Origin of the sequence: uncultured Allobosea sp., from assembly GCF_945957345.1 — a bacterium.
Lineage (GTDB): Bacteria > Pseudomonadota > Alphaproteobacteria > Rhizobiales > Beijerinckiaceae > Allobosea.
Genome location: NZ_CAMFKW010000009.1, coordinates 68,501 through 94,336, shown reverse-complemented (window position 1 = coordinate 94,336; position 25,836 = coordinate 68,501). Strand labels below are relative to the sequence as shown.

The following is a 25,836-nucleotide window of genomic DNA, read 5'->3' as shown; positions in this document are numbered from 1 at the left end:
CTGTCGGCTCAATATGGCGTGCGGCGGCAAGCGGACTCAAGTTGAACCAAAGAGGCGCCGGAAGCTCCATGTCTCATTCGGCGGCCTGCGGCAGTGCGGCTGAAGGCGATCCATCGCGCAACTGCGCTAACAGCGCGGCCTCCTCCGCCTTCGCTGCCTTGAGGTGCCGTTCCTTGACGTGGCCGAAGCCGCGGATCTTTTCAGGCGTCGCGGCCAGCGCCACGCAGAGCGCATGGTTATCCAGCGTGAGCTTGGTCAGCAGCTCGTTCAATAGCGCCTCGTAATCCGCGATCAGCTGTCGCTCCGTGCGGCGCTCCTGCGTGTAGCCGAAGAAATCGAAAGCCGTGCCACGCAGGCCCTTGAGCTTCGCCAGCACGGAGAACGCGCCCATCATCCAGGGGCCGAAGCTCACCTTGCGAGGCAGGTTGGTATTCGGGTCGCGCCGCGCCAGCAGCGGCGGGGCGAGATGGAACTCGTAGCGCAGCTTCTTGCCCTCGCTGCTCTCGGCCTCGAAGGTGGCGGCCACCTGCTTGCGGAAGGCGCCGTCGCTGTAGAGCCGGGCGACCTCGTATTCGTCCTTGTAGGCCATCAGCTTGAAGAGGTTGCGCGCGACGGCCTCGCTGAGCGCGCTCTGGCCGGGCATCACCGCCGCCTCCCGCGTCTGCACGCGGGCGACGAGATGGCGGTAGCGCGCCGCATAGGCAGCATTCTGATAGGCGGTGAGGAAGGTGACGCGGCGCTCGATGATCTCGTCCAGCGTCTGCGAGAGCTGGCGGCCCGGCGTCGCGGCCTTGCTTTGCGAGAGCAGGCCGCCGAGCGCTTCAGGGTCATGCGCGGCGCGGCGGCCGAGCTCGAAGGCCTGCTTGTTCATGGCGACGGCCTCGCCGTTGAGCTCGATCGCCCTGAGCAGCGCCGCGCGCGAGAGCGGCACCGCGCCGAGCTGCCAGGCATGGCCGAGCATGAACATATTGGCGGCGATGGCATTGCCGAGGAAGGCGACGGCGGCCGCCGTCGCATCGATGAAATGCGTCTGCTCGCGGCCGGCGGCCGAAAGGATCGCGCGCTTCAGGCGCTCGGTCGGCAGCGAAAAATCGGCATTGCGGGTGAAATCGCCCGGCAGGCTCTCGGCGGTGTTGACGATGACGGTGCCGCGCTCGGGCCGGATCGCGCCGAGAACCTTCTTCGAGCCGGTGACCGTCAAGTCGCAGCCCAGCACGAGATCGGCCTGTCCGGCGGTGACGCGGATGGCGTGGATGTCGTCCGGGTGCGGGGCGAGCTTGACGTGGCTGAAGACGGCACCGCCCTTCTGGGCGAGGCCGGCCATGTCGATCATGCCGCAGCCCTTGCCTTCGAGATGCGCGGCCATGCCGAGGATGGCGCCGATGGTGACGACGCCGGTGCCGCCGACGCCGGTGACGATCACCGCGAAGCTGCGGTCGAGCGTCGGTACGATCGGTTCGGGCAGTTCGGTTTCACCGAGCGCAGCAGCATCGAGCCGGAGCGGGTCGGCTTTCTTGGGCTTCGCGCCATGGACCGTGACGAAGGACGGGCAAAAGCCCTTTATGCAGGAAAAGTCCTTGTTGCAGTTCGACTGGTCGATCTGGCGCTTGCGGCCGAATTCGGTCTCCAGCGGCTGCACGGAGACGCAGTTCGACTGAACGCCGCAATCGCCGCAGCCTTCGCAGACCAGCTCGTTGACGATGACGCGCTTGTCGGGATCGGGATAAGCGCCGCGCTTGCGCCGGCGGCGCTTTTCGGTGGCGCAGGTCTGGTCGTAGAGCAGCAGCGAGACGCCGGAGGTTCCGGCCAGTTCGCGCTGGATGGCGTCGAGTTCGTCGCGATGGTGCAGGGTGGTACCGGCCGGCCACTGCGTTCCCGGCGGATATTTGCCGGGATCGTCGCTGACGACGGCGATGCGCTGCACGCCCTCGGCTGCGACCTGCCTTGCCATCTGGTCGGGCGAGAGATGGCCTTCCGCCTGCTGTCCGCCGGTCATGGCGACGGCGTCGTTGTAGAGCAGCTTGTAGGTGATGGTGACGCCGCTCGCGACGGCCCAGCGGATCGCGAGCGAGCCGGAATGGGTATAGGTGCCGTCGCCGAGATTCTGGAAGACATGGCCACGTTTCGAGAACGGCGCTTCGCCGACCCAGTTCGCGCCCTCGCCGCCCATCTGGGTGAAGCCCGCCGTGTCGCGGTCCATCCACTGCACCATGTAATGGCAGCCGATGCCGGCATAGGCGCGCGAGCCCTCGGGCACGACGGTCGAGGAATTATGCGGGCAGCCCGAGCAGAAATAGGGCGTCCGCCGTGCGATCTCCTGCGCTTCGGCGAGCCGCCCTTGCGCCGCAGCGATCTCCTCCAGCCGGGCGCGCAGGGCGGGATCGTCGTGGTATTGCAGCAGGCGGCCGCCGAGCGCGATGGCGATATCGTTGGGATCGAGCGCGCCATGGACGGGGAAGAGCCAATCGCCGTTCTCGTCCTTCTTGCCGATCACCATCGGCTGGTGCTTGGCGCCGTAAAGCTCTTCGCGGACCTGGACCTCGATCAGCGAGCGCTTTTCCTCGACCACCATGATCAGGTCGAGACCTTCGGCGAAGGCCTTCAGCTCGGCCGGATCGATCGGCCATGGACAGGCGAGCTTGAACAGGCGGATGCCCAAATCATTGGCGCGAACCTCGTCGATGCCGAGATCGGCCAGCGCCTGCTGGACGTCGAGATAGGATTTGCCGACGGTGGCGATGCCGATGCGCGGCGTCTTGCCGCCCTGAGTGACGATGCGGTTCAGCTTGTTGGCGCGCAGATAGGCCAGCATCGCATCGCGCTTGTAGAGATGCATCCGGCGCTCCTGCTCGACGAAATCGAGCTCGCGGCGGATGGCGAGGCCGCCGGGCGGCGGGGTGTAGTCGGTCGGCGTGACGATGCTGACGCGGTCGAGCGAACCGTCGACGGAAGCCGTCGATTCGATGTTGTCCTTGACGCATTTGATGCCGACCCAGACCGAGGCGAAGCGCGAGAGCGCGATGCCGTGCAGGCCGTAATCGATGATCTCCTGCACGCCGGCCGGGTTGAGGATCGGCATCATCCGGTCGACCAGGACGAATTCGGTCTGGTGGGCGTTGGTCGATGATTCCGCGGTGTGGTCGTCGCCCATCAGGCAGATGACGCCGCCCTTGGGATCGGTGCCGGCCATGTTGCCATGGCGGAAGACGTCGCCGGAGCGGTCGACGCCCGGCCCCTTGCCGTACCAGAGCGCGAAGACGCCGTCATGCTTGCCTTCGCCGCTGAGGCCCGCCTGCTGCGTGCCCCAGATCGCGGTGGCGGCAAGGTCTTCGTTCAGGCCGGGCTGGAAGACGATGTTTGCGGCCTTGAGCGGCTTGGACGCCCGCATCAATTGCTGGTCGAGCCCGCCGAGCGGGGAGCCGCGATAGCCGGAGACGAAGCCGGCCGTGTCGAGCCCGGCCTGCCGGTCACGCTCGCGCTGCATCAGCAGCATGCGGGCGACGGCCTGGGTGCCGGTGAGGAAGACCTCGCGCTTATCGAGATCGTATTTGTCGTCGAGCGCGACGCTGCGCAGCGCGCCCGCTTCGGTGCCGGATTTCCGTGGTGCCTGGGCCATGGCGGCCTCCCGGATCGTCGTTTCCCGCGACGGGCCAGTGGTCCCGGCCTCATGCTTTGCCGTCTCCGCGGCGAATATGTCAGCAAGGCTGACATATCGGCTAAGGGCGGTCAATTGATCTGGTATCATTCCAGTTTTCGGGGCCGGGTCCAGAGAATTGCGGGAACGGCTGGTGCGCGTCCAGCGGAGGCGCCGCGATTTGGCCCTGTTTGGCGGGGATGGCTGTTGCGAAGCGTCGCACGCCCGTCACGGTCGTTGACGATCGCTTCACCATGATCCACGCAAGCCGGGATCACGGAGGTTTCGCCTTTGACGCGACGCGCATCTTTGACGGCCCTCGCCGGGCTCATGCTGGCGGCCATCGCGGCCGGGCCGGCGGCTGCGCATCCGCATGTCTTCGTCGCGGCCAAAGCCGAAATCGTCTTTTCGCCTGATGGCGCGGTGCAGGCGATCCGGCACCATTGGAGCTTCGACGAAGCCTATTCGGCCTACATCACCCAAGGGCTCGATAAGAATGGCGACGGCAAGCTGACCTCGGACGAGTTGGCCGATCTCGCAAAGATCAATGTGGAATCGCTGCCGGATGTCGATTTCTTCACCGCCGCCAAGCTCAACGGCCGCAAGCAGGAATTCGGCACGCCGGGGGAGCAGGTCATGTCCTTCGACAACAAGGTGCTGACGCTGGTCTTCACGCTGCCGTTGAAGACCCCGGCCAAGGCGCGCTCCTTCGGCATCGAGATCGGCGACCCCACCTATTTCGTCGCCTTCGACATCGTCGATGCGCCGGATGCGGTCGTGACCAAGGGGGCGCCGCAAGGCTGCGTCGTGCGGGTCAACCGCCCCCCCAAGCTCGACGATGCGACGCAGAAGCGCCTTTCCGAGGCCGACATCACCGCGACGCCCGATGTCAGCGGGCTTGAGGTGACGACACGGGCGCTGGTGGCATGTCCGTGACATCGGCCGAGACAGCACGCCCGGCCGGAGCTGCGCTATCGCGGCGCCTGATCGCCTGCGCGCTGGCGCTGTTTCTGGTCGGGGGCGTGGTTGTACTCCTGGCCTTGCTGATCGCGAGCGTCAGCCCGCCGCCTCCGCCCCCGCCGCGCAATCCTTTCGGCACGGCCCTGCCGCGTGAGGCGCTGCCGTCGACTACCGGTTTTGGCGCCGTGCTGATCGCTTGGCAATCGAGCTTCTATCGCGAACTGACGGCGACGCTGAAGGCGATCGCGACGGCGCCGGCTGCGCTCTGGGGCTTGCTGGGGCTGTCCTTCGGCTACGGCGTCTTCCATGCGGCTGGGCCGGGACACGGCAAGGCTGTGATCTCCGGCTATATCGTCGCCGATAATCGCAGCCTGAAGCGCGGCCTGGGCCTCAGCTTCGCAGCCGCCCTGCTGCAGGCCGTGGTCGCGATTGCGATCGTGAGCGTGGCGACGCTGCTGCTGCGGGTGACCGCGATGCAGATGAACGCCGCGACGACCGTGATCGAGCAGGGCAGCTTCCTGCTGGTGGCGCTGGTCGGGCTGCTGATGGTCTGGCGAAAGTCCGGCGCATTGGTCAGGCTGGAAGCGGGCGGGGCGCATGACCCGGAGGCTTGTGACCATGTCCATATGCCCGATGCCGAGCAGGTTTCGCGGCTTTCCGGCTGGCGTGACATGGCGGGCGTCGTCGTCGCGGCGGGTGCGCGGCCCTGCGCGGGGGCACTGATCATCCTGGTCTTCGCGAATGCGCAAGGGCTGTTCTGGGCCGGCATCGCCGCGACCTTCGCCATGGCTTTGGGCACGGCGCTTACCACAGGGGCGCTCGCGGCTTTCGCGGTGTTCTTCAAGTTCGCGGCGCTGAAATTCGCCGGCGGCGGCAGTCTGCGCTCGGCCCGGCTGATCGCTGGGCTCGAATTGCTGGCGGCCGCCTTCGTCGCCGTGCTCGGCGCGGCGCTGTTCACCGGTCTCTGGATCGGTGGGATGGGGAGCTAGAGGCTCAGCTCCGCAGCGGATCGTTCTCCAGCAGGATCGGCTTGCCATGCGGCGTCGCCTCGGCAGCGCGGGCCCAGGAGGCGGCGAGCGCGTCGACGCCAGCATGGGAGGCGAGCCCCTTCGCGATCAGCAGGTGTTCCAGCGCCTCGCACCAGCGCTCGTAATAGTCCGAGCCGTCCTTGCAGCCACCGGCGGCGAGCGCTTCACGGATTTCGGCGCCGAGCGCCTGCGCCCATTCATCGGCGGTGAAGACGCCCTTGTTCTGGAGTTCGACGACCAAAGCGAAGGCTTGCGCCTGCCAAGGCTCGGCGAAGATCGGGCCCTCGGCATCGCGCGGGATCGGCGTGCCGGCGGCCAAGGCTGCCGCCAGATCGGTCTCAGGCCGGTTCAAGATAGCTCTCCCAGGCCTCGATGCTGACAGTGGAGGTCGGGTCGGCATCGCGGCCCCAGAGTTCGCAGCCGTCGAAGACGACCGTGTAGAGCCATTGCGCCGTCTCGGGCTGCCCTTGCGAACCTGTATCCGGGAAGACATGGCAGCCGGTAACGCGCTCGACCACGCCGGTCTTGCCGCGGGCGTAGCGCGGCAGGCGGGTGTGGTGCTGCGGGTGCATCACGATGGTGCGAATCCTGTCGCCGACGGCGAAGCGGGCCGGCGCCTCGGCCTTGCGCTCATAGGGGAAACCGCGGCGCAGGACGCCCGCGACCTCTTCGCCCTTGAGCACGCGCTTGGGCTCGCGGCGTTCGGGCGCCGGCTTGCCGGTTGCGAGTTCGTCGGCGCTCAGGAAGCCGTGCCCGATCAGTACCTTGTCGAGGGCGGCGAGCCAGATCTCGTAATAGGTCGAGGAGAGGTATTGCGCTGGTGGCAGGCTCTCGCGGGCGTGGCGGATCTCGTCGATGGTCCAGGCGCCCATGGCGCCGGCCGCGACATTGATCGCGAGCACGCGCTTCTCCCAGTCGCCGTGGAAGACCGGCTCGTTCGGCTCGGGGACGACCGGGCCGAAGGCCATCTGGCCGCCGAGATCGTGGGCGCTGTTCATGCGGCATCCTCCATGCGGGGGAGGCCGGTGCCGATCATCGAATCGCGCGTGACGATGCTGGCGAGCTTTTCCTCGCTCCAGCCCTCGGTGCCGGCCGGGCGCATCGGGATGACGATGAAGCGGGTCTCGGCCGTCGAATCCCAGACGCGGATGCGCTGGCTCTCCGGCAGCGTCACGCCGAAATCGGCGATGGTGCCGCGCGGGTCGATCACCGCCTTGGCGCGATAGGGCGGGGATTTGTACCAGACCGGCGGCAGCCCCAGCACCGGCCACGGATAGCAGGAGCAGAGCGTGCAGACGATCAGGTTATGCTGCTCCGGCGTGTTGAAGCAGGCGACGATGTGCTCGCCGCCGCGCCCGCCATAGCCCAGCTCGGCCGCGGCAGCCGTGCCATCCGCCTTCAGCCGCTCGGCGAAGGCCGGATCGGTCCAGGCCTTGGCGACGATGCGGGCGCCGTCGCGCGGGCCGATCTTGGTCTCGTAGGTGTCGATGATCGCGTCGAGCGCGGCCGGGTCGACATAACCCTTCTGAACCATCAGCGTTTCCAGCGCCTTCACCCGGGCCTCGATGGCGGTGAAGTGGTTGTCGTGATGATGGTCGTGATCGTGGTGGTGTTGTCCGCTCATGGTGGCCTCCTCTCAGGCGATCCGGATGCGGGCGGCGCGCTCGTAGCGCACAGCGAAAGCGACGAGCGAGCGGTCTGAGCCCTTCGGGCCGATCAGCGACAGGCCGAGCGGTGCGCCCTCGCGCTGCGCCACGGGAATCGTGACCTGCGGGAAGCCTGAGAGCCCCGCGAGGCAGAGCAGGCGCAGAGCACGGTTGCGGAAGTCCTCCAGCTCGGGCTCCTTCGCCGCGATCAGCGGGGCGATGTCGGGCATGGTCGGCAGGATCAGCACCCCGTCCTGACCGAGCAGGCGCGAAAGCCTGGTGCGGAAGGATTTCCGGGTGGCTTCGCCCTTGGCGTATTCGGTGTCGGTCACGGCCTTCGAGAAGGCGAAGCGCTCCTTCACGCCCGGCCCGAGCGGCGGGTTGAAGCGCTCGATCATCGGGCCATCGGCCAACCAGGCTTCGCGGCCCTGAATCCAGCGGAAGGCCCAGTAGAGCGCGTCGAGATCGCGGACGAGTTTGACGCCCTCGGGCTGGCCGAGGGTCGTGACCGTGCGCTGCACGACATTGCGCAGGATCGTCTCCGCCTCGGGCACGGCCTGGGCGAACAGGTCGTCGGCCATCAGCAGCCGCGGGGTTTCCGGCAGCTCGGTTTTGTCAGGGCCGAACAGGACATTGGCGACGCGGGCGAAGATGTCGCCGTCGCGGGCGAACCAGCCGGGCGTGTCCAGGCTTTCGGCCAGCGGCCAGGCGCGCTTCAGCGAGAGTCGGCCATGGCTCGGGCGGATGCCGAAGAGGCCGCCATAGCTCGCCGGTGCGCGCACCGAACCGCCGGTATCCGAGCCCAATGCGATATCGGCGAGGCGCCCGGCCACCGCCGCCATCGAGCCGCAGGAGGAGCCGCCGGTGATGCGGTCGGGCGCGGCCGGATTGATCGGCGAGCCGAAATGCGCGTTCTGGCCGTTGAGCGAGAAGGCGAGCTCGTCGGTATGGGTCTTGCCGACGAAGCGGGAGCCGGCCTGGAGCAGCTCCTTCACGATCGGCGCAGTCTTGGTCTTGATACCGGATTGCGCCAGCACCAGCGGCGAACCCGCCCCGGTCGGATAGCCCTTGATATCGAAGAGGTCCTTCACCGCCAGCGTCAGGCCGGCGAGGGGGCCGGCGACGGCGTGCTTCACCGGCGCATCGGGATAGGGGAGGAAGCAGCGGAACGGATCGTCGAAAGTCATCTGGCGTCAGACCCCCCTGGAATCGCCGTCGGAACGCGGATCATGCATGGCCTCGACCTGGCCCCTGGCGTGTTTCACCAGCATGCCGGCATGGCCGAAGTCCTCGCAATAGGCGAGACCGCTTTCGACGACCGGATGTCCGGCGGCGTCGAGCCGCTCCAGCAGCGACGGATCGAAGCGGTTCTCGACCTTGAGCTGGATCGAGCCGGAGACCTCGCTCTTGCCGAGGAGCCAGCGCGGCGCATCGATGGCGGTAGCGAGGCTCTGCCCGGCGCGATAGCGGGTCAGGATTTGCGCCTGGACCTGCGGCTGACCGTCGCCGCCCGTCGCGCCATAGGAAGCGACGCGCCCGTCGGCGAAACTGGCCAAAGCGGGGTTCAGCCGGTGAAAGGGCTTGCGGGCCGGCGCCAGCGGATTGGTGGCATCCCGGTCCAGCGAGAAGGAGGCGCCCTGGCCCTGCCAGAGGATGCCCGTCGCGGGCAGCACGCAGCCCGAGCCATAGGCCCAGCCGTTCGACTGCACATAGGAGACGGCGAGGCCTTTGCCGTCGATCGCGCCCATCCAGACGGCGCTGCCATCGTCGCCGTCGCGCAATGCCGGTTTCGCCGCCCGGCTCGCATCGATCGCGGCCGCCTCGCGCATCAGCGCGGCATCGCTCAGGAACTCGGCGGGCGGGCGTGCGAGATGGCTCGGGTCCGCCACATGGCGGTCGCGGACGGCGAAGGCGCGCTTTGTCGCCTCGATCAGCCCGTGATGCTGCTCGAAACTGTCGAGACGGGCCTCGTCCAGATGCTCGACGATGCCGAGGATCATGAGCGAGGCCAGCCCCTGCGTCGGCGGGGGCAGATTGGCGAGGCTGAGGCCGGGCAGTTTCAGCGTCAGCGGTACGACCGATCGGGCCTGATAGCGTTCAAGATCGGTACGGATGACCGGCGCGCCGATGCGTTCCAGGTCGGCGGCGATCTCGCGGCCGACATCGCCGCGGTAGAAATCGTCCAGCCCGGCATCGGCGAGCTGCTGCAAGGTCGCGCCGAGCGCCTCGGGCCTGCGACGGCCGCCGGGCTTGGGCGGGGCGCCATCGATCCAGAAGCCGGAAGCGAAGCCCGGGGCGGTCTTCAGGTCTTCCAGCGCGTGCGGCCGGCAGCGGAGCTCCGAGTCCGAGACGGCGTAACCTTCGCGGCAATGGTTGATCGCATCCAGCAGCAATTCGCGCAGCGGCACGCGGCCGCCAAGGGAGCGTGAAAGCTCGAGGGCGAGCTGCCAGCCGCCGACGGCGCCTGCAACGGTCAGCGCGGCCTCCGGTCCACGCGATGGGAGGATGTCGTAGCCCTTGCCGCGATAGCGCTCGATGGTGGCGAGCGAACCGGCCGGGCCGCAGGCCTCGATACCGTGCAGCCGGCCGCCCGGCTCATGAACCAGCCAGAAACCGTCGCCGCTGATGCCGTTTAGATGTGGGTAGAGCATGGCCAGCGTCGCCGCCATCGCGACGACGGCCTCGATCGCGTTGCCGCCTTCGGCGAGGATAGCCCGGCCCGCTTCGGAAGCGAGGCGATGGGGAGCTGCCACGGCGGCGGAGGCGAAGACAGGCGTATCCAGCATCAGGACTTTTCAAGCGCAGAGATCATGCCCATCTGGGCGATGGGCGCGAATTTGTTGCATGGGGCGGCAAGCTCCGCTAGGTGCCTAGAGCAGGATGCGAAAAAGTGGGAACCGGTTTTTCGCATTGAATCCTGCTCTGGCTTTTTAGTGAGAGACGGATTCAGCTTTCAGATGGAATTGCCTTGCGATTCCATCTGAAAGCATCCGGCTCTAAGGCGCATGGCTGCGTGAGGCAGCTGGCGCGTGAAGGAAGGACAGCATGGCCGGACGGCATATGAACTGGCGCAACCTGATCATGGTCTCCTCGTTCGGGATCCTGATCGCCGTCGAGCTCTTCGGCGTGGCGCTAGCGGCTGGCTGGGCCTTGGCCGGTCTGTTCGATCTCGGCGCCATCTTCGAATACATCATGATGGCGATCTTCTCGGTCTTCGCCGCTTTCGGGATGCTCAACCTGATGCGCCGCATGCTCAAGATCGAGCATCTGACCGAGGTCGATTGAGGCCCTCGGCCTCTCCTCTCACTCGCAAATCTTCAACGTGACCGGGTCTGCATCCGCGGGCAGGTCGTCGCCCATCGCGCGGCAGCCTGAGGCCGTGCAGATGCGCCAGTCGGCGGTCGCGCCCGAGCGGCGCATCACGACTTCCTTCAGCGGCGGCAAGGTCGGATGCCAGCGCCAGAAGCCATCGATGAGCTTTGCGCCGTCGGGCGGGTCCATGCCGGCGCCCGAGCCTTCGATTCGCGCCTCGACGATCTCCAGGCCAGCGGGCGTCTCGCGCCAGACCTCCTCCCACAGCGTTTTCTGTACCGAGTGGCGCCAGCCGAGCGTGATCTCGCCGCGGCCGAGCACTACCACGAGCGCACCGGCCACGAGGCACAGGCTCATGCGACCGCGGTCTCGGCCCTGCGCGCGGCCAACCAGTGCCGCGCGACGATCGCCGCGGCCAGCGCGTAGCCGAGCGGGTCGCTATAGGCGAACTCGCCGAAGAGCAGCACCGCCGCGCCGAAGCAGAGCACGCGTTCGAGGATGGTGAGCTTGCCGAAGAGATAGCCGATCGCGACCATGCCGAAGAGGCCGATGGCGACCGCCGCCTTGAAGGTGGCGTAGACCACGGCGGGCCAGAAGCCGATGACATCGGCCATGGGATCGCCCGGCTGTAACATCAGCGCCGGCGAATAGACCGCGATGAAGGGGATGACGTAGCCGGCGAGCGCGACGCGCATCGCCTCCCAGCCGATCTTGTCGGGGTTCTCCTTGGCGATCGGCGCGGCGGCAAGTGCGGCCAGCGCCACCGGCGGCGAGAGGTCGGCCATGATGCCGTAGTAGAAGGCGAACATGTGGCTGACGATCAGCGGCACGCCGAGCTTCTCCAGCGCAGGGGCGGCCAGCGCCGCGACGATGATATAGGTCGGGATCGTCGGAATGCCGGTGCCGAGCAGGATCGACAGGACCATCGTCAGGATCAGCGCCAGAAACAGGCTGGACTGGCCGAGCCCGATGATCCAGGCGCCGAAGGTCGTGCCGATGCCGGTCTGCGTCATCAAGCCGATGATCGTGCCGACGATGGCGCAGGCGATGCCGACCGGCAGCGCCGTCTTGGCGCTGTCGGCGAGTGCGTCGCGGCTGACTGTCAGCGTCGTGCGCCCGCCCAAGGTGAAGGCGTTGGCGAGGATCAGCAGCGCGATCAGCCCGGCGACGATGCGGATGTCCATGCCCTCGCGGAAGAGCGCGGCGGCGATGAGCCCGAGCCCGATCCAGAAGATCACGCGCAGCGTCTGCGTGCTGAACCCCGCGGCGATGCCCGCGCCGAGCAGCAGGCCGACCGTCAGCGCAAGCCCGATCGTGCCGGCGAAGAGCGGCGTGAAGCCGTGGAACAGCATGAAGACCAGCACAGCCAGCGGCAGTGCCAGGTACCAGCGCTCGCGCAGGGCCTTGAGCGGGCTCGGCAGCATGGCGCGCTCGATGCCTTTCAGCCCGTATTTGCCGGCTTCCAGATGCACCATCCAGAAGGCCGAAGCGAAATAGAGCACGGCGGGGATCGCCGCCGCCTTGACGATCTCGGCATAAGGCACGCCCAGCGTCTCGGCCATGATGAAGGCGACGGCGCCCATCACCGGCGGCATGATCTGGCCGCCCATCGAGGCGGTGGCCTCGACGCCGGCGGCGAAGGCGCGCCGGTAGCCGAACTTGATCATCAGGGGAATCGTGAACTGGCCGACGGTGACGACATTGGCGACGCCGGAGCCGGAGATCATGCCCATCATGCCCGACGAGACTACGGCGACCTTGGCCGGGCCGCCGCGAGCGCCGCCGAAGATGCCGAGCGAGACGTCGTTGAAGAGATGGATCATCCCGGCCTTCTCGAGGAAGGAGCCGAAGACGATGAACAGGAAGATATAGGTCGCGGAGACGTAGATCGGCGTGCCGTAGAAGCCCTCGGTGCCGAAGGAGAGGTGGCCGATGATCTGGTCGAAGCCATAGCCGCGGTGGTTGAAGGGCGCAGGCAGGTACTGGCCGAAGAACCAGTAGAGCAGGCACACCCCGCACATGATCGGCAGGGCGTTGCCCATCAGCCGGCGGGCCGCCTCGAAGATCAGCACGATCAGCAGCGTACCGACGACGAGATCCATCGTCGAAGGATCGCCGTCGCGCAGGATCAGGTCGGCGTAGAAGATCCACTGGTAGAGGCCGAGGCCGAAGCCGACGACGCCGAGCGCCCAGCCGAACAGACGGCCGGGCGTGTCCTTGGCCCGGAAATTGGCGACGAGGCCGAAGGAGAGCAACAGCAGGAAGCCGACATGGACGCCGCGTGCTGCCTGGCTCGGCAGGAAGTTCCAGGCGGAGATTGCGATCTGGAAAGCGGCGAAGGCGAGGCCCAGCCCATAGGCGAACACGCCCCAGCCGCCGGGGCCGAAACCTGGCGGGAAGCCATGCTCGAAATTGTCGAGATCGGCATGCTCGACCTCGCCCGGCTTGGCGCCTGAGAGGGTTTCCAACTGGTCGGTCTCGGTAGCGGCCATGGTCGAAGTCCTGCCGGTGTTCATGTGTCATCCCGCGCGCCTCGCGGCACGTCAGTGCTGCGGGGCTGATGCGGGATCGTTCTCAGGAAAAGGCGCCTTCTTGTCGCGCGGTCCCGTGTCTGCGCAGCAGCGTTGCACGCTGCAGCGCGCACGGGATGACACGCTTCATACGCACGCGCTTTACGAGCCGACCTTCAGGCCCTTTTCCTTCAGGTAGCGCGCGGCGCCGGGATGCAGCGGGATCGGCATGCCGTCCAGCGCCTTCTCCAGCTTGATCTCCCTGCCCGCCGCATGCGAGGCGGCGAGATCGCCGAGGTTGTCGAAGATGGCCTTGGTCATCTGGTAGACTAGCTCCTCCTTCACGCCCTCATGGGTGACGAGGTAGTTGACCACGGCAGCCGTGTTCACGTCGGCGGACTGGCCGGTATAGGTGTTAGCCGGGATCGGCGCGCTGATGAAGGGCGGGCCGGCCTTGTCGATCACCGCCTTGGGCACCTCGACCACATTGATCTCGACGGAGGTCGCGAGATCGCGCAGCGAGGCGACGCCGAGCCCGGCCGATTGCAGGGTGGCGTCGAGCTGGCGGTTCTTCATCAGCTCGACCGACTCGGCGAAGGGCAGGTACTCGATCTTGCCGAGATCCTTGTAGGTGATGCCGGCGGCGGCGAGGATCGCGCGGGCATTGAGCTCGGTGCCGGATTTCGGCGCGCCGACCGAGAGGCGCTTGCCCTTGAGATCGGCCAGCGTCTTGATGCCGCTCTCCTTGGAGGCGACGATCTGGACATAGTTCGGATAGATCGCGGTGATGCCGCGCAGCTTCTTCAGCGGTGCCTTGAAGCCGGCCTCCTCGTCGCCCTTCCAGGCGGCGTCGAGCGAGTCGCCGAGCGTGAAGGCGATCTCGCCGCGGCCCTGCTGGAGGAGGACGAGGTTCTCGACCGAGGCTTTCGTGGCCTGCACGGTCGGCCGGACGTTCTGGATCTTCTCGCCGTAGATCTTCGAGAGCGCGACGCCCATCGGGTAGTAGACGCCGGATGTGCCGCCGGTCAGGATGTTGATGAAGTCCTGGGCGCTGGCCTTCACGGGGGCGGCTGCGAGCGCGACAGCGGCAGCAAGGCCGGCAAGATGCCGGGCCCGGAACAGCGATTTCATGACGTCTCCTCGATTGCGTGATCCGGCTCATGCGGCCAGTTGTCGCAATTTTAGAGCATGCTGAACCGGAAAGGGAAAGCACGCGACGACAGGTGGCCGTTCGCCTTTAGCCGCAGGGGCAGACTGGTTTCGCCATGATTGGCTGCCTATCTCCGGGCGGCGCCATCGCCTTGCCATAGGGTAGGGGGACCGCGCATCCGAACAACGAATGATCAGGGACGACATGCACGATCGCGCCGAGCAGGGTAGCAGCCAGGGGCCTCGCCTCGACCGACGGACTCTTCTCGCAGGTGCGGGTGCGACAGCGACGCTGGCAGTGCTCGGCTTTGCGCCGGGAGCGCTGGCGCAGCAGGGGTTGAAGCTCGGCGATAGCAAGGATTTCGGCTTCGACGCCTTGAAAGCGCGCGCGAAGGAGATGGCGGCCAAGCCCTACGAGGCGCCGCCCAATCCGCGGCCCGAGGTGACGCAGCGGATCGATTACGACGCGCATGGCAAGATCCGGTTCAAGCCGGGATCGGCGCTCTGGGCGAACGGCCCCTCGCCCTGGCCGGTGACCTTTTTCCATCTCGGCCGCTTCTTCCAGAAGCCGGTCCGGATGCATGTCGTCGAAGACGGCAAGGCCCGCGAGATCATCTACGACGCCAGCTATTTCGAGATGCCTGCCGATTCGCCGGCGCGCGACCTGCCGGCCGGGGCGGGCTTCGCCGGCTTTCGCCTGCAGGAAAGCCGGAGCGGCCACCCCGGCCGCAATGGCGAGGCGCTGGACTGGAAGACGAATGACTGGGTCGCCTTCCTCGGCGCCTCCTATTTCCGCGCCATCGGCGAACTCTATCAGTACGGCCTGTCGGCGCGCGGCGTCGCGATCGACCCGGCCGTCTCCGGCAAGGTCGAGGAATTCCCCGACTTCACCCATATCTGGCTGGAGACGCCGCAGGCCGGCGCCGAATATGTCGTGATCTACGCGCTGCTCTCGGGGCCGAGCCTGGCCGGCGCCTATCGCTTCCGCATGCATCGCGGCAAGGGCGTCACCATGGAGATCGAGACTGCTCTGCACCTGCGCAAGGATGTCTCGCGGCTCGGCATCGCGCCGCTGACCTCGATGTTCTGGTATTCCGAGACCGCGAAGCCGACCGCGATCGACTGGCGCCCGGAAGTGCATGATTCCGACGGGCTCGCCCTCTGGACCGGGCCGGGCGAGCGCGCCTGGCGCCCCCTGAACAATCCGCCGCACACCATGGCCTCGGCCTTCGTCGACAATGATCCGCGCGGCTTCGGGCTGATGCAGCGCGACCGCGAGACGGGACATTATCTCGACGGGGTGCACTACGAGCGCCGCCCGAGCCTCTGGGTCGAGACCGATGGGCAGTGGGGCCGGGGCTCAGTCCAGCTCGTCGAGATACCCACGGACGACGAGATCCACGACAATATCGTCGCGATGTGGGTGCCGGAGGCGCCTGCCCGGGCCGGCAACGCCTACAATTTCCGCTACACGCTGCACTGGCTCGCCGACGAGCCCTTCCCGACCCAGCTCGGCCGGGTTGTCGCGACGCGGCTCGGCAATGGCGGCCAGCCGGGGACGGCGCGGCCGCGGGGCGTGCGCAAGTTCATGGTCGAATTCCTCGGGCCGGCGCTGGAGGCGGTTCCCTTCGGCGTGAAGCCCGAGGTGGTGCTCTCCACCTCGCGCGGCAGCTTCTCCTATGTCTTCGCTGAAGCCATGCCGGATGATGTGCCCGGCCATTGGCGCGCCCAGTTCGATCTCTCTGTCGCCGGCAGCGAGCCGGTCGAGATGCGCTGCTATCTCAAGACGGGCGATACGGTGCTCACCGAGACCTGGCTCTACCAGTACCTGCCGTTCTGAACGGGGACAGGTGCCGGCGGCTTTGAGAAGAACCACCTTTGTCATTCCGGGGCTTCGCGGAACGAAGAACCCGGAACCCGCGGCCGGGCGAGCCCTTCCCAACCGGACATCTGACCGTCCTGCCCAGTGTGGGTTCCGGGTTCGCGCCGATGGCGCGCCCCGGAATGACAAGGGCCGGAGCAGACCCTGCCATTACGCAGCGGGGACAGGCTCGGATTCATACTTGCTCCGGCATGGGCGTAACATTATATCGTTTCTCATGGCTCACGCGCACGCCCATCCCACGCATCGCGCTGCCTCGGAAGCTCCGGGGTGGTCATTGTTGCGTCTCTCGGCGGGAGCGCGCGTGGGATTGGCCGCTGTCGTCGTCGCGCTGCTCTGGCTGGCGACGCTGGCCGTGATCCTGTGAGTTTGCGTTGATGTCCGCCATCCGCCTGACCGACCTGACGCTGGGCTATGACCGCCACCCGGCGGTGCATCACCTCTCCGGCGAGATCGCGGCCGGGAGCCTGACCGCCATCGTCGGGCCGAACGGCGCCGGCAAGTCGACCTTGCTCAAGGGCATTGCCGGGGCGCTCGCCCCGCTCTCCGGCGGCGTCGCGCTCGCCAAGGGCAAGCGCCTCGCCTATCTCCCGCAATCGGCCGATCTCGATCGCTCCTTCCCGATCCATGTCTACGATCTCGTCGCCATGGGCCTGTGGAACCGGGCCGGCATCTTCGGCCGCATCGGCGCGGGTTCGGCCCACAAGATCGAGCATGCCATCGCGGCGGTGGGACTTACCGGCTTCGAGCGCCGGCCGATCGGCACGTTGTCCGGCGGGCAGATGCAGCGGGCGCTGTTCGCGCGGCTCCTGCTGCAGGATGCCGACGTGATCCTGCTCGACGAGCCCTTCACTGCGATCGATGCGCGCACCACCGCCGATCTGCTCGAACTCGTCCGGCGCTGGCACGGAGAGAGCCGCACTGTCGTTGCCGTGCTCCACGATATCGAGACGGTCCGGCAGGCCTTTCCGCAGACGCTGCTGCTGGCGCGCGAGGCCGTGGCCTGGGGCGAGACCGCGACGGTTCTGACGCCCGAGAACCTCTTGAAGGCGCGGCGCATGGTCGAGTCCTTCGACAGCCACGCCGCTCCCTGCCAGCGCGACGCCGCCTGATCCGCCCAAACAGGCCAGCCGATGCTCTATGACCTCCTCATCGGCCCCTTCGCCGAATTCGATTTCATGCGCCGCGCCCTCGTGGGAGTCGCGGCACTCTCCGTATCGGGAGCACCGATCGGCGTCTTCCTGATGCTCCGGCGGATGAGCTTGACCGGCGACGCGATGGCGCATGCGATCCTGCCTGGCGCGGCGCTGGGCTATCTGGTCGCCGGCTTCTCCTTGCCGGCGATGACGATCGGCGGGCTCGCAGCCGGTTTCGCGGTGGCGTTGGCGGCCGGCGCCGTGGCGCGTGCGACGGTGCTCAAGGAGGACGCCTCGCTCGCCGCCTTCTACCTGATCTCGCTGGCGCTCGGCGTCACCATCGTCTCGCTCCGGGGCTCGGCGATCGATCTGCTGCATGTGCTGTTCGGCAATGTGCTGGCGCTCGACGATCAGGTGCTGATCCTGCTCGCCGGCGTCGCGACGGTATCCTTGCTGTCGCTGGCGGCGCTCTATCGGCCGCTGGTGTTGGAATGCGTCGATCCCGGCTTTTTGCGCTCGGTCAGCCGCTCCGGCGGTGTCGTCCACCTGACCTTTCTGGCGTTGGTCGTACTCAATCTCGTCGCCGGTTTCCATGCGCTGGGAACCTTGCTCGCTGTCGGCATGATGATGCTACCGGCCGCCGCGGCGCGTTTCTGGACGGCGGATATCACGCGCCTGCTGCTGCTCGCGGCCGGCTTCGGCATGGTCTCCGGCTATGCAGGGCTGGTGACGTCCTATGCGGCCGGATCGAGCCTGCCGGCGGGGCCGTCGATCATCCTTGCGGCAGGAGCGATCTATATCGGCTCGCTCCTGTTCGGCTCGCAGGACGGACTTGCACGACGCCTCTTGCCTCGGGCCCATCTCCAGAGATAGAAACGTTATATCATTTCATTTCTTGGAGTCGCTCATGCCCACCCGTCGCGCCCTCGTCGCCGGCCTCGCTTTCGGGCTTGCCGCAGTCGCCACGCCGTTCGGTGCTTTCGCACAGGAGAAGCTGCAGGTAGTGGCGAGCTTCTCGATCCTCGGCGATTTCGCCCGGCAGATCGGCGGCGATCGCGTCAGCGTGACCACGCTGGTCGGTCCCGACGGCGACGCACATGTCTATTCGCCGACGCCGGCCGATGCGAAGGCGATGGCCGCCGCGAAGCTCGTCCTCGTCAACGGCCTGCATTTCGAAGGCTGGCTTCCGCGCCTCGTGAAATCCTCAGGCACCAAGGCGACCATGGCCGAGGCGACGAAGGGGATCGCGCCGATCGAAGCCGATGACGATCATGACGACAAGGCCAAGGGCGGCCATGCGCATGCCCACGGCCATGACGACCCGCATGCCTGGCAGAGCATCGCCAACGCGAAAATCTATGTCGCCAATGTCAGGGATGCGCTGAGCGCGGCCGATCCCGCCGGCAAGGCGAGCTACGACGCGAATGCCACGGCCTATCTCGCCGAGCTCGACAAGCTCGAAGGCGAGGTGAAGGCCGCCATCGCCCGCATCCCGGCCGATCGGCGCAAGGCCATCACCACCCATGATGCCTTCGGCTATTTCGTGAAGGCCTATGGCATCGACTTCATCGCGCCGCAGGGTGTCTCGACCGAGGCCGAGGCGTCCGCCAAGGATGTCGCCCGCATCATCCGGCAGGTGAAGGCACAGAAGATTCCGGCCGTCTTCCTTGAAAACGTCACCAATCCGCGCCTTGTCGAGCAGATCGCGCGCGAAAGCGGCGCCAAGGTCGGCGGCCGGCTCTATTCGGATGCGCTCTCCTCCGAGACCGGGCCGGCGGGGACTTACATCCGGATGATGAAGCACAATATAAGCGAAATCGAAAAGGCGCTGACCGCCGGCCCGGCTTGACCGGGCGGTGTCCTCCTCGCGTCGCAGTCATTCAGGTCAAGCCATGTCCGAGAAAATCCCCGTCACGGTGCTCACCGGCTATCTGGGCGCCGGCAAGACCACGCTCCTCAACCGCATTCTGACCGAGGACCACGGCAAGAAGTTTGCCGTGATCGTCAACGAGTTCGGCGAGGCCGGCATCGATGGCGACCTCATCGTCGGCGCCGACGAGGAAATCTTCGAGATGAACAACGGCTGCATCTGCTGCACCGTGCGCGGCGACCTGATCCGCATTCTCGACGGCCTGATGAAGCGCAAGGGCAAGTTCGACGCGATCATCGTCGAAACCACCGGTCTCGCCGACCCCGCGCCGGTCGCGCAGACCTTCTTCGTCGACCAGGATGTCGGCGACGCGACCCGCCTCGACGCGGTCGTGACGGTCACCGACGCCAAGTGGCTGAAGGACCGGCTGAAGGATGCGCCGGAGGCGAAGAACCAGATCGCCTTCGCGGATGTGATCGTGCTCAACAAGACCGACCTCGTCACGGCGGAAGAGCTCGCCGATGTCGAGGCCGCGATCCGCGCCATCAACCCCTATGCCAAGCTGCACAAGGCCGAGCGCGCCAATGTCGATATCGCGGCCCTGCTCGACCGCAAGGCCTTCGATCTCGACCGCATCCTCGATATCGAGCCGGATTTCCTCGAGGCCGGGCACCACCATCACCATGCCGAGGACGTGCGCTCGATCTCGCTGACGATCCCCGGCGATGTCGATCCCGAGAAGTTCATGCCGTGGATCAACGACCTCACCCAGATCCAGGGTCCGAACATCCTGCGCTCCAAGGGCATTCTGGCCTTCAAGAACGAGCCGCGTCGCTTCGTCTTCCAGGGCGTGCACATGATCCTGGACGGCGACCTGCAGCGCGACTGGAAGGATGGCGAGACCCGCGAGAGCCGTCTCGTCTTCATCGGGCGCAATCTCAACGAGAACGAATTGCGCAAGGGGTTTGAAGCCTGCGCGGCCTGAGTTAAAGCCGCGTCATGACGACGATGACTCCACCCGTCTCGCTGCGCGAGCATGTCACCCCGATCACGGCCGAGACGCATGTCGTCGCGGTCCACTGGCTGAAGCAAGGGCTCGTGCTCGCGCTGGCCGATGGACGCGTCCTGCGCTGGCGCGACGGCGCGCTCATCGACAGCGTCGAAGCCCATGCCGGTGGTATCCTCTGCGCGACTGGTGACGGCGAGCGCCTGATCACAGGCGGCGATGACGGGCGCGTTGTCGCGACGGGCTTCGAAGGCGAGCCGGTCGAGATCGCGAAAGACCCGAAGCGCCGCTGGGTCGATGCGATCACGCTGTCGCCTTCGGGCAATCTCGCCTGGAATACCGGCAAGAGCGTGCAGGCCCGCGACGAGAAGGGCCGCGTCCGCACGCTGGACGCCGCGAGCACGCCGCAGGGCCTCGTCTTCGCGCCGAAGGGTTATCGCCTCGCCATCGCACAGATGAACGGCGTCTCGCTCTGGTACCCCAATACCGAGGCGAAGCCGGAATTCCTGGAGTGGAAGGGCTCGCATCTCGACGTGGCCTGGTCGCCGGACGGACGCTTCGTCGTCTCCTCGATGCAGGAAAATGCGCTGCATGGTTGGAAGCTCGGCGACAAGCCCGGCCATATGCGGATGACCGGCTACCCCGCCAAGCCCCGATCGCTGTCCTGGTCGCATGACGGGCTCTGGCTGGCGTCGAGCGGCGCGGATGGCGCGATCGTCTGGCCGTTCCAGGGCGATGGGCCGCAGGGCAAGGCGCCGCGCGAATGCGGCGTGCGCCATGCCCGTGTCACCCGCGTCGCTTTCCATCCGGGCGCGTTGGTGCTGGCGATCGGCTATGACGATGGCTGCATCCTGATGGTCCGGCTGACCGACGGCTCCGAATTGCTGGTGCGCCCGGCCCTGCGCGGCAGCGGCATCAGCGCCTTCGCCTGGGACAAGGCCGGCAAGCGGCTCGCCTTCGGCGCCGAGGATGGCGCGGCCGGCGTGCTCGTGCTGCCGAGCTGAGCGCCATGCGCTTCGGTCTCTTCGGCAAGCCTGAGACCCGCAAGGGCGGCGATGCGAAGGCTGAAGCCAAGGTTCTGGCCGAGCGACTGAAGGCGCAGGTCAGGGCGTTGCTCGGCCTGCCCCAGAATGCGGCAATCGCCGTCAACGAGATCATCTGCGCCGATCCCGCCTGCCCGGGCAGCGAGACGGTGATCCTGGTCATGAAGCCGGGTGAGAAGACCCGCGCCTACAAATTGCAGATGGCGATGGCCGAGGTGACGGCGGAGGTACTGGCAGAGGCGCTCCGATCATAAGGCGGCGCAGGCAAAGGATGGATCGTTCGCGGCCGACGCCACCTTGTCATTCCGAGGCTTCGCGTAGCGAAGAACCCGGAATCCACGACCGGGTGAGCCGATTGTAATAGGCATAGGGCGCCTAGTGGTGGGTTCCGGGTTCACGCCTTTGGCGCGCCCCGGAATGACAACCGGGTGGCTCCTTGTCCGGACGCCGGATTTGTTCGAAAAGTGGTGCCCACCTTTCGGTCCGATGGTCTAAGCTTCCACCTAATGTCTCTGCTCTCGCTCTATGCCCGCGTCCTCGGTGAACTCGGCCCCGAAAAACGGCTAGGCGTCATTCTCGCGCTGGCCAATATCGTGCTGGCGGCGGTCGCCTTCGCCGAGCCGATGCTGTTTGGCGCGCTGATCGACCGTCTGACCACGATCCAGGCCTCGGGCGGGACGCTGACCTGGGCCAGCATCAACCTCCTGATCGTCGCCTGGGTCGGCTTCGGCCTCGCCAATATCGCGATGGGCGTCTTCGTCGCCCTGCATGCCGACCGGCTGGCCCATCGCGCACGTCTTGCGGTGATGGCCCGCTATTTCGAGCACGCGCTGTCGCTGCCGCTGGCCTATCACACGCAGACCCATTCCGGCCGCGTGCTCAAGGTGATGCTCGACGGCACGAACGCGATGTGGGGCCTGTGGCTCTCCTTCTTCCGCGAGCATTGCGCCTCGGCGGTCGCGCTGTTCGTTCTCCTGCCTTTCACGATCTGGAAGAACTGGCAGCTCGGGCTGCTGCTGATCGCGCTTGTCGTGCTGTTCGGCTCGCTCACCGCCTTCGTGCTGCGCAAGACCGATCGTTTGCAGCGCAATGTCGAGGCCTATCACTCGAACTTGGCCGAGCGGGCCTCGGATGCGCTCGGCAACGTGCCGGTGATTCAGAGCTTCACCCGCGTCGAGGCCGAGGTGCGCGGCCTGCGCACCACCATCGCCAACGTGCTGGCGGCGCAATTGCCCGTCCTGTCCTGGTGGGCGGTGGCGAATGTCGCGACGCGGGCCTCGGCAACGCTGACCGTGCTGCTGATCTTCGTCGTCGGTACATGGCTCCTGATGCATGGCCAGACCACGGTCGGCGAGATCGTCACCTTCATGGGCTTCGCCACCATGCTGGTCGGGCGGCTCGAGCAGATCGTCAGTTTCGTCAACTTCATCTTCATGCAGGCACCGAAGATGCGGGAGTTCTTCGAGGTGCTCGACACGCTGCCGAGCGTACGCGACCTACCCAACGCCAAGGATCCCGGCCGGCTCGAAGGTGCGGTCGCCTTCGAGGACGTCTCGTTCTCCTATGACGGCAAACGCTCGGCGGTGCGCGACGTCTCCTTTACCGTCAAGCCGGGCGAGACCATCGCCGTCGTCGGCTCGACCGGCTCCGGCAAGTCGACGACGCTTGGCCTGCTGCACCGCGCCTTCGACCCGCAATCGGGCCGGATCACCGTGGACGGCACCGATATCCGTGAAATCTCGCTGCTCTCGCTTCGGCGCAATATCGGCGTCGTCTTCCAGGAGCCGATGCTGTTCGCCCGCTCGATCCGCGAGAACCTGCTGGTCGGCAAGCCGGACGCGACCGATGCCGAGATGATGCAGGCGCTGGAACGCGCCCAGGCAGCCGAGGTGATGGGGCGCCAGCCCGACGGGCTCGACACGCTGGTTGGCGAGCGCGGCCGCACACTCTCCGGGGGCGAGCGCCAGCGTTTCTCGATCGCGCGTGCGCTGCTCAAGAACCCGCCGGTCCTGATCCTCGACGAGGCCACCTCGGCGCTCGATGCCGCGACCGAGGTCAAGCTGCAGAAAGCACTTGAGGAGGTGATGAAGAACCGCACGACCTTCGTCATCGCGCACCGGCTCGCGACGATCCGCAATGCCGACCGCATCCTGGTCTTCGAGCAGGGGCAGGTCGAGGAAATGGGCACGTTCGACGAGCTCGTCGCCAAGGGCGGGCGCTTCGCGGCGCTGGCACGGGCGCAGTACCTCGTCGCCGACAAGCCTGTGTCGGAGCCGAGTGCGGCGACTCCGAGCCCGCTGGCGCAGAAGTTGCGAGTGGATTGACGAGGGGCAGGCCCTCTTGCTGGAATGGTCCGGCAAAGATCAGGGGGACTTTCTCATGCGATGGCTGGCTGCCGGTTTCGTTGTCTCGGCTCTCGTCATCGGCGCCGGCGCCGCCCTGGCACAGACCGTCTGGGAGATGCCGACGGAATATCCGGAGACGGCGATCCCCGGAGAAGGCGTCGCCAGCTTCGCCAGGCTCGTCAATGAACAGGCCGGTGGGCGCCTGACGATCAAGCCGAGCTTCGATGCCAAGCGCGGCATCAAGTCCGGGCAGATGATCGCTGCCGTGCAGAAGGGCGAGGTTGCGGCTGGCGATGCCTTCGCCGGCGCGCTCGGTGCGGTCGATCCGTTGTTCGGTCTGTCCTCGCTGCCCTTTCTCGCGACCTCGATCGCGGATGCACGCCGCCTGACCGATCTCGCCCGGCCGGTCTACGAGAAGAAGCTCGCGAGCTTCGGCCAGAAGATCCTGTACACGACGCCCTGGCCAGCCTCTGGCATCTGGTCGAAGGCGCCGCTCGATTCGGCGGCTGCGCTGACAGGCCTGTCGATCCGGACCTACGACGCGACCTCGACCGCCGTGATGAACGCGGCCGGCGCGAAGGCCGCCAATCTTTCCTTCACTGACGCCATGCCTAAGGTGAAGGACGGCTCGGTCGTCGCCGTGCTCTCCTCCGGCGATGGTGGGGCGGGGCGCAATCTCTGGGATTTCCTGCCGCACTTCACCGAGGTGAACTACGCGATGCCGATCTCGCTCGCGACGGTCAATCTTGCTGCCTACGAGGCACTGCCGGCCGATCTCAGGCAGGTCGTGGACGCTGCGGCGAAAGAAACGGAGCAGCGGCAATGGACGGCGATCCGTACGCGTCTCGACGAGAACTATGCACGCATGCGGGCGAACAAGGTCGCGATCCGTGCCACGGTGCCGCCGGACGTCGCCCAGGCGCTCGCCAAGGCCGGGCGTGGCGCGGTCGAGGATTGGCGGCGCAGCGTCGGTGCGGACGGGGCGGCCCTTCTCGACCAGTACGAGAAGAAATAGCGCCTGATCGGGAACCGGATTGCCGCAGCGGAGGCATCGGTCGAGACAAAGCCCCGGGGATTGTGCGACTGTCGCCGCATTGCCGCCGATTGTCCGAGTCATTTCAGCATGATGATGCTTCGCCTTGCCGCCGCCTGGGCTTCCGTTGCCGTTTTCCTGCTGTTCGGCGATACCGTGCTCGGCCAGCTCGGCGCGCCGCTGCCGTCGCTGTTCGTCTTCGGCTGGCTGCTCGGCGTCATCATCTGGTCCGCCTTCGGCGTGGTCCATGAAGCCGAGGATATCGCGCATCGATTGGGTGAGCCCTACGGCACGCTGATCCTGACGCTCTCGATCGTGATCATCGAGGTGGCGCTGGTCGGAGCCGTCATGCTCGGGGCCAAGGGTGCGCCGACGCTCGGCCGCGACACGATGTTCGCGGTGCTGATGATCGTGCTCAACGGGGTCGTCGGCATCGGGCTATTGATCGGAGGGCTGAGACATTTCCAGCAGCGCTACAACCTTAAGGGCGCGACTTCCTATCTGGCCGTGATCATCCCGCTGACGGTGATCCCGCTCTTCCTGCCCAATTTCACCACCTCGACGCCAGACGGCACGCTGACCTCTTTCCAGGCGATCGCTTTCTCGATCTTCACGGTGGCGCTCTATGGCGCCTTCCTCGCGCTCCAGACAGGGCGGCACAGCATGTTCTTCCGCGAGCCGGATGAGGAGGGCAAGCCTGTCCTCGCGGCAAACGAAGACGGCGAGGCCGCATCTCCGTCCTCGATGCGGGAGGTGCTGCCGCATGTCGGGCTGCTGCTCGCCAATATCCTGCCGATCGTCATTCTCTCGAAGGGCCTCGCGGCCGTGCTGGATTTCGGCATCGCCAAGCTCGGCGCGCCGGCGGCGCTGGGTGGTATCCTGATCGCGATGGTGGTGTTCACGCCGGAATGCATCACGGCGCTGCGGGCGATCACCTCGAACCAGCTCCAACGCGCGATCAATCTCTGCCTCGGTGCCGCCGCCTCGACGCTCGGCATGACCGTGCCGGCCGTATTGCTGATCGGCGTCTTCACCGGCCAGCCGGTCGTGCTCGGCCTCTCGGCGACCAATATGGTGATCGCGGCGATGACGCTCCTGCTGTCGACCCTGACCTTCACCGGCACGCGCACGACGATGCTGGAAGGCGCGGTGCATCTCGCCGTGTTCTTCGTCTTCATCGTGCTGGTTTTCAGCCCCTGACGGCGGCGCGATTACCCCTGTGGTAATCGACCTCATGCCCTCCGAGCGTCATGGTCCTTCGCAACGAACGGCCTGCCGGCCG

General features: G+C 66.8%; 22 protein-coding genes. 13 read left to right on the top strand and 9 right to left on the bottom strand.

The window, feature by feature from the left end:
- Nucleotides 1-73: 73 nt before the first annotated feature.
- Nucleotides 74-3,616 (bottom strand): indolepyruvate ferredoxin oxidoreductase family protein, encoded by a 3,543-nt coding sequence (locus Q0Q36_RS06780; protein ID WP_293796659.1) that lies wholly within the window; start codon nucleotides 3,614-3,616, stop codon nucleotides 74-76.
- A gap of 309 nt (nucleotides 3,617-3,925) precedes the next feature.
- Here Q0Q36_RS06780 and Q0Q36_RS06775 point away from each other — a divergent pair, with 309 nt between their 5' ends.
- Together Q0Q36_RS06775 and Q0Q36_RS06770 are read left to right on the top strand one after the other, a co-directional pair.
- Nucleotides 3,926-4,570 (top strand): DUF1007 family protein, encoded by a 645-nt coding sequence (locus tag Q0Q36_RS06775; protein WP_293796657.1) that lies wholly within the window; start codon nucleotides 3,926-3,928, stop codon nucleotides 4,568-4,570.
- Nucleotides 4,561-5,583, top strand: a complete 1,023-nt coding sequence (locus Q0Q36_RS06770) for a nickel transporter (RefSeq protein WP_293796656.1) — start codon at nucleotides 4,561-4,563, stop codon at nucleotides 5,581-5,583. Before Q0Q36_RS06775 ends, Q0Q36_RS06770 begins: the two co-directional genes overlap by 10 nt.
- Nucleotides 5,584-5,587: 4 nt before the next feature.
- Here the strand turns inward: Q0Q36_RS06770 and Q0Q36_RS06765 are convergent, their stop codons facing one another.
- The 5 genes from Q0Q36_RS06765 to Q0Q36_RS06745 are packed head-to-tail and all read right to left on the bottom strand — an operon-like array spanning nucleotide 5,588 to nucleotide 10,054.
- The gene (locus tag Q0Q36_RS06765) at nucleotides 5,588-5,974 is read right to left on the bottom strand and encodes a nitrile hydratase accessory protein (RefSeq protein ID WP_293796655.1); all 387 of its coding nucleotides are present in this window, start codon (nucleotides 5,972-5,974) and stop codon (nucleotides 5,588-5,590) included.
- On the bottom strand, nucleotides 5,961-6,620 hold the full coding sequence (nthB, locus tag Q0Q36_RS06760; RefSeq protein ID WP_293796654.1) for a nitrile hydratase subunit beta: 660 nt from the start codon (nucleotides 6,618-6,620) through the stop codon (nucleotides 5,961-5,963). The genes Q0Q36_RS06765 and nthB overlap by 14 nt, the downstream gene beginning before the upstream one ends.
- Nucleotides 6,617-7,246: a nitrile hydratase subunit alpha gene (nthA, locus tag Q0Q36_RS06755; RefSeq protein WP_293796653.1), complete on the bottom strand. Its 630-nt coding sequence runs from the start codon at nucleotides 7,244-7,246 to the stop codon at nucleotides 6,617-6,619. The genes nthB and nthA overlap by 4 nt, the downstream gene beginning before the upstream one ends.
- 12 nt (nucleotides 7,247-7,258) lie before the next feature.
- Entirely contained in the window at nucleotides 7,259-8,455 is a 1,197-nt protein-coding gene (locus Q0Q36_RS06750; RefSeq protein ID WP_293796652.1) for an amidase, read from the bottom strand.
- A 6-nt stretch (nucleotides 8,456-8,461) separates the two neighbouring features.
- On the bottom strand, nucleotides 8,462-10,054 hold the full coding sequence (locus Q0Q36_RS06745) for a gamma-glutamyltransferase family protein (RefSeq protein ID WP_293796649.1): 1,593 nt from the start codon (nucleotides 10,052-10,054) through the stop codon (nucleotides 8,462-8,464).
- 259 nt (nucleotides 10,055-10,313) lie between these two features.
- Here Q0Q36_RS06745 and Q0Q36_RS06740 point away from each other — a divergent pair, with 259 nt between their 5' ends.
- The gene (locus tag Q0Q36_RS06740) at nucleotides 10,314-10,553 is read left to right on the top strand and encodes a hypothetical protein (protein WP_293796647.1); all 240 of its coding nucleotides are present in this window, start codon (nucleotides 10,314-10,316) and stop codon (nucleotides 10,551-10,553) included.
- An 18-nt stretch (nucleotides 10,554-10,571) separates the two neighbouring features.
- Here the strand turns inward: Q0Q36_RS06740 and Q0Q36_RS06735 are convergent, their stop codons facing one another.
- The 3 genes from Q0Q36_RS06735 to Q0Q36_RS06725 form a co-directional block, all read right to left on the bottom strand.
- Nucleotides 10,572-10,937, bottom strand: a complete 366-nt coding sequence (locus tag Q0Q36_RS06735) for a DUF1850 domain-containing protein (protein WP_293796646.1) — start codon at nucleotides 10,935-10,937, stop codon at nucleotides 10,572-10,574.
- Complete coding sequence (locus tag Q0Q36_RS06730) at nucleotides 10,934-13,072, bottom strand: TRAP transporter permease (RefSeq protein ID WP_293796722.1); 2,139 nt, start codon at nucleotides 13,070-13,072, stop codon at nucleotides 10,934-10,936. Before Q0Q36_RS06730 ends, Q0Q36_RS06735 begins: the two co-directional genes overlap by 4 nt.
- A 180-nt stretch (nucleotides 13,073-13,252) precedes the next feature.
- A complete protein-coding gene (locus Q0Q36_RS06725; protein WP_293796644.1) occupies nucleotides 13,253-14,221 on the bottom strand; it encodes a TAXI family TRAP transporter solute-binding subunit in 969 nt (322 codons plus the stop codon).
- Nucleotides 14,222-14,429: 208 nt separating this feature from the next.
- On the opposite strand from Q0Q36_RS06725, the gene Q0Q36_RS06720 reads away from it, so the two are divergent.
- From Q0Q36_RS06720 to Q0Q36_RS06675, 10 genes are all read left to right on the top strand, one after another.
- Entirely contained in the window at nucleotides 14,430-16,079 is a 1,650-nt protein-coding gene (locus Q0Q36_RS06720; RefSeq protein WP_293796642.1) for a glucan biosynthesis protein, read from the top strand.
- A 419-nt stretch (nucleotides 16,080-16,498) separates the two neighbouring features.
- Nucleotides 16,499-17,233, top strand: coding sequence for a zinc ABC transporter ATP-binding protein AztA (gene aztA / locus Q0Q36_RS06715; protein WP_293796641.1), 735 nt, complete (start codon nucleotides 16,499-16,501; stop codon nucleotides 17,231-17,233).
- Nucleotides 17,234-17,254: 21 nt separating this feature from the next.
- Nucleotides 17,255-18,130: a metal ABC transporter permease gene (locus Q0Q36_RS06710; protein ID WP_293796639.1), complete on the top strand. Its 876-nt coding sequence runs from the start codon at nucleotides 17,255-17,257 to the stop codon at nucleotides 18,128-18,130.
- 34 nt (nucleotides 18,131-18,164) lie between these two features.
- Nucleotides 18,165-19,106: a metal ABC transporter substrate-binding protein gene (locus tag Q0Q36_RS06705; RefSeq protein ID WP_293796638.1), complete on the top strand. Its 942-nt coding sequence runs from the start codon at nucleotides 18,165-18,167 to the stop codon at nucleotides 19,104-19,106.
- A gap of 43 nt (nucleotides 19,107-19,149) precedes the next feature.
- Nucleotides 19,150-20,112, top strand: a complete 963-nt coding sequence (locus Q0Q36_RS06700; RefSeq protein ID WP_293796636.1) for a GTP-binding protein — start codon at nucleotides 19,150-19,152, stop codon at nucleotides 20,110-20,112.
- Nucleotides 20,113-20,126: 14 nt separating this feature from the next.
- On the top strand, nucleotides 20,127-21,137 hold the full coding sequence (locus tag Q0Q36_RS06695; protein ID WP_293796634.1) for a WD40 repeat domain-containing protein: 1,011 nt from the start codon (nucleotides 20,127-20,129) through the stop codon (nucleotides 21,135-21,137).
- A gap of 5 nt (nucleotides 21,138-21,142) precedes the next feature.
- Nucleotides 21,143-21,430: a hypothetical protein gene (locus tag Q0Q36_RS06690; protein WP_293796631.1), complete on the top strand. Its 288-nt coding sequence runs from the start codon at nucleotides 21,143-21,145 to the stop codon at nucleotides 21,428-21,430.
- A gap of 252 nt (nucleotides 21,431-21,682) precedes the next feature.
- Entirely contained in the window at nucleotides 21,683-23,500 is a 1,818-nt protein-coding gene (locus tag Q0Q36_RS06685) for a glucan ABC transporter ATP-binding protein/ permease (RefSeq protein WP_293796628.1), read from the top strand.
- A gap of 55 nt (nucleotides 23,501-23,555) precedes the next feature.
- Entirely contained in the window at nucleotides 23,556-24,536 is a 981-nt protein-coding gene (locus Q0Q36_RS06680; protein WP_293796626.1) for a TRAP transporter substrate-binding protein, read from the top strand.
- A 108-nt stretch (nucleotides 24,537-24,644) separates the two neighbouring features.
- The gene (locus tag Q0Q36_RS06675; protein ID WP_293796624.1) at nucleotides 24,645-25,754 is read left to right on the top strand and encodes a calcium:proton antiporter; all 1,110 of its coding nucleotides are present in this window, start codon (nucleotides 24,645-24,647) and stop codon (nucleotides 25,752-25,754) included.
- The last annotated feature ends 82 nt before the right edge of the window (nucleotides 25,755-25,836 follow it).

Coding starts and splice junctions, on each gene's coding strand:
- Q0Q36_RS06780 (WP_293796659.1), bottom strand. CDS start 3,616: ATGGCCCAGGCACCACGGAAATCCGGCACCGAAGCGGGCGCGCTGCGC.
- Q0Q36_RS06770 (WP_293796656.1), top strand. CDS start 4,561: ATGTCCGTGACATCGGCCGAGACAGCACGCCCGGCCGGAGCTGCGCTA.
- nthB (WP_293796654.1), bottom strand. CDS start 6,620: ATGAACAGCGCCCACGATCTCGGCGGCCAGATGGCCTTCGGCCCGGTC.
- nthA (WP_293796653.1), bottom strand. CDS start 7,246: ATGAGCGGACAACACCACCACGATCACGACCATCATCACGACAACCAC.
- Q0Q36_RS06750 (WP_293796652.1), bottom strand. CDS start 8,455: ATGACTTTCGACGATCCGTTCCGCTGCTTCCTCCCCTATCCCGATGCG.
- Q0Q36_RS06745 (WP_293796649.1), bottom strand. CDS start 10,054: ATGCTGGATACGCCTGTCTTCGCCTCCGCCGCCGTGGCAGCTCCCCAT.
- Q0Q36_RS06740 (WP_293796647.1), top strand. CDS start 10,314: ATGGCCGGACGGCATATGAACTGGCGCAACCTGATCATGGTCTCCTCG.
- Q0Q36_RS06735 (WP_293796646.1), bottom strand. CDS start 10,937: ATGAGCCTGTGCCTCGTGGCCGGTGCGCTCGTGGTAGTGCTCGGCCGC.
- Q0Q36_RS06730 (WP_293796722.1), bottom strand. CDS start 13,072: ATGGCCGCTACCGAGACCGACCAGTTGGAAACCCTCTCAGGCGCCAAG.
- Q0Q36_RS06725 (WP_293796644.1), bottom strand. CDS start 14,221: ATGAAATCGCTGTTCCGGGCCCGGCATCTTGCCGGCCTTGCTGCCGCT.
- Q0Q36_RS06720 (WP_293796642.1), top strand. CDS start 14,430: ATGATCAGGGACGACATGCACGATCGCGCCGAGCAGGGTAGCAGCCAG.
- aztA (WP_293796641.1), top strand. CDS start 16,499: ATGTCCGCCATCCGCCTGACCGACCTGACGCTGGGCTATGACCGCCAC.
- Q0Q36_RS06710 (WP_293796639.1), top strand. CDS start 17,255: ATGCTCTATGACCTCCTCATCGGCCCCTTCGCCGAATTCGATTTCATG.
- Q0Q36_RS06705 (WP_293796638.1), top strand. CDS start 18,165: ATGCCCACCCGTCGCGCCCTCGTCGCCGGCCTCGCTTTCGGGCTTGCC.
- Q0Q36_RS06700 (WP_293796636.1), top strand. CDS start 19,150: ATGTCCGAGAAAATCCCCGTCACGGTGCTCACCGGCTATCTGGGCGCC.
- Q0Q36_RS06695 (WP_293796634.1), top strand. CDS start 20,127: ATGACGACGATGACTCCACCCGTCTCGCTGCGCGAGCATGTCACCCCG.
- Q0Q36_RS06690 (WP_293796631.1), top strand. CDS start 21,143: ATGCGCTTCGGTCTCTTCGGCAAGCCTGAGACCCGCAAGGGCGGCGAT.
- Q0Q36_RS06685 (WP_293796628.1), top strand. CDS start 21,683: ATGTCTCTGCTCTCGCTCTATGCCCGCGTCCTCGGTGAACTCGGCCCC.
- Q0Q36_RS06680 (WP_293796626.1), top strand. CDS start 23,556: ATGCGATGGCTGGCTGCCGGTTTCGTTGTCTCGGCTCTCGTCATCGGC.
- Q0Q36_RS06675 (WP_293796624.1), top strand. CDS start 24,645: ATGATGATGCTTCGCCTTGCCGCCGCCTGGGCTTCCGTTGCCGTTTTC.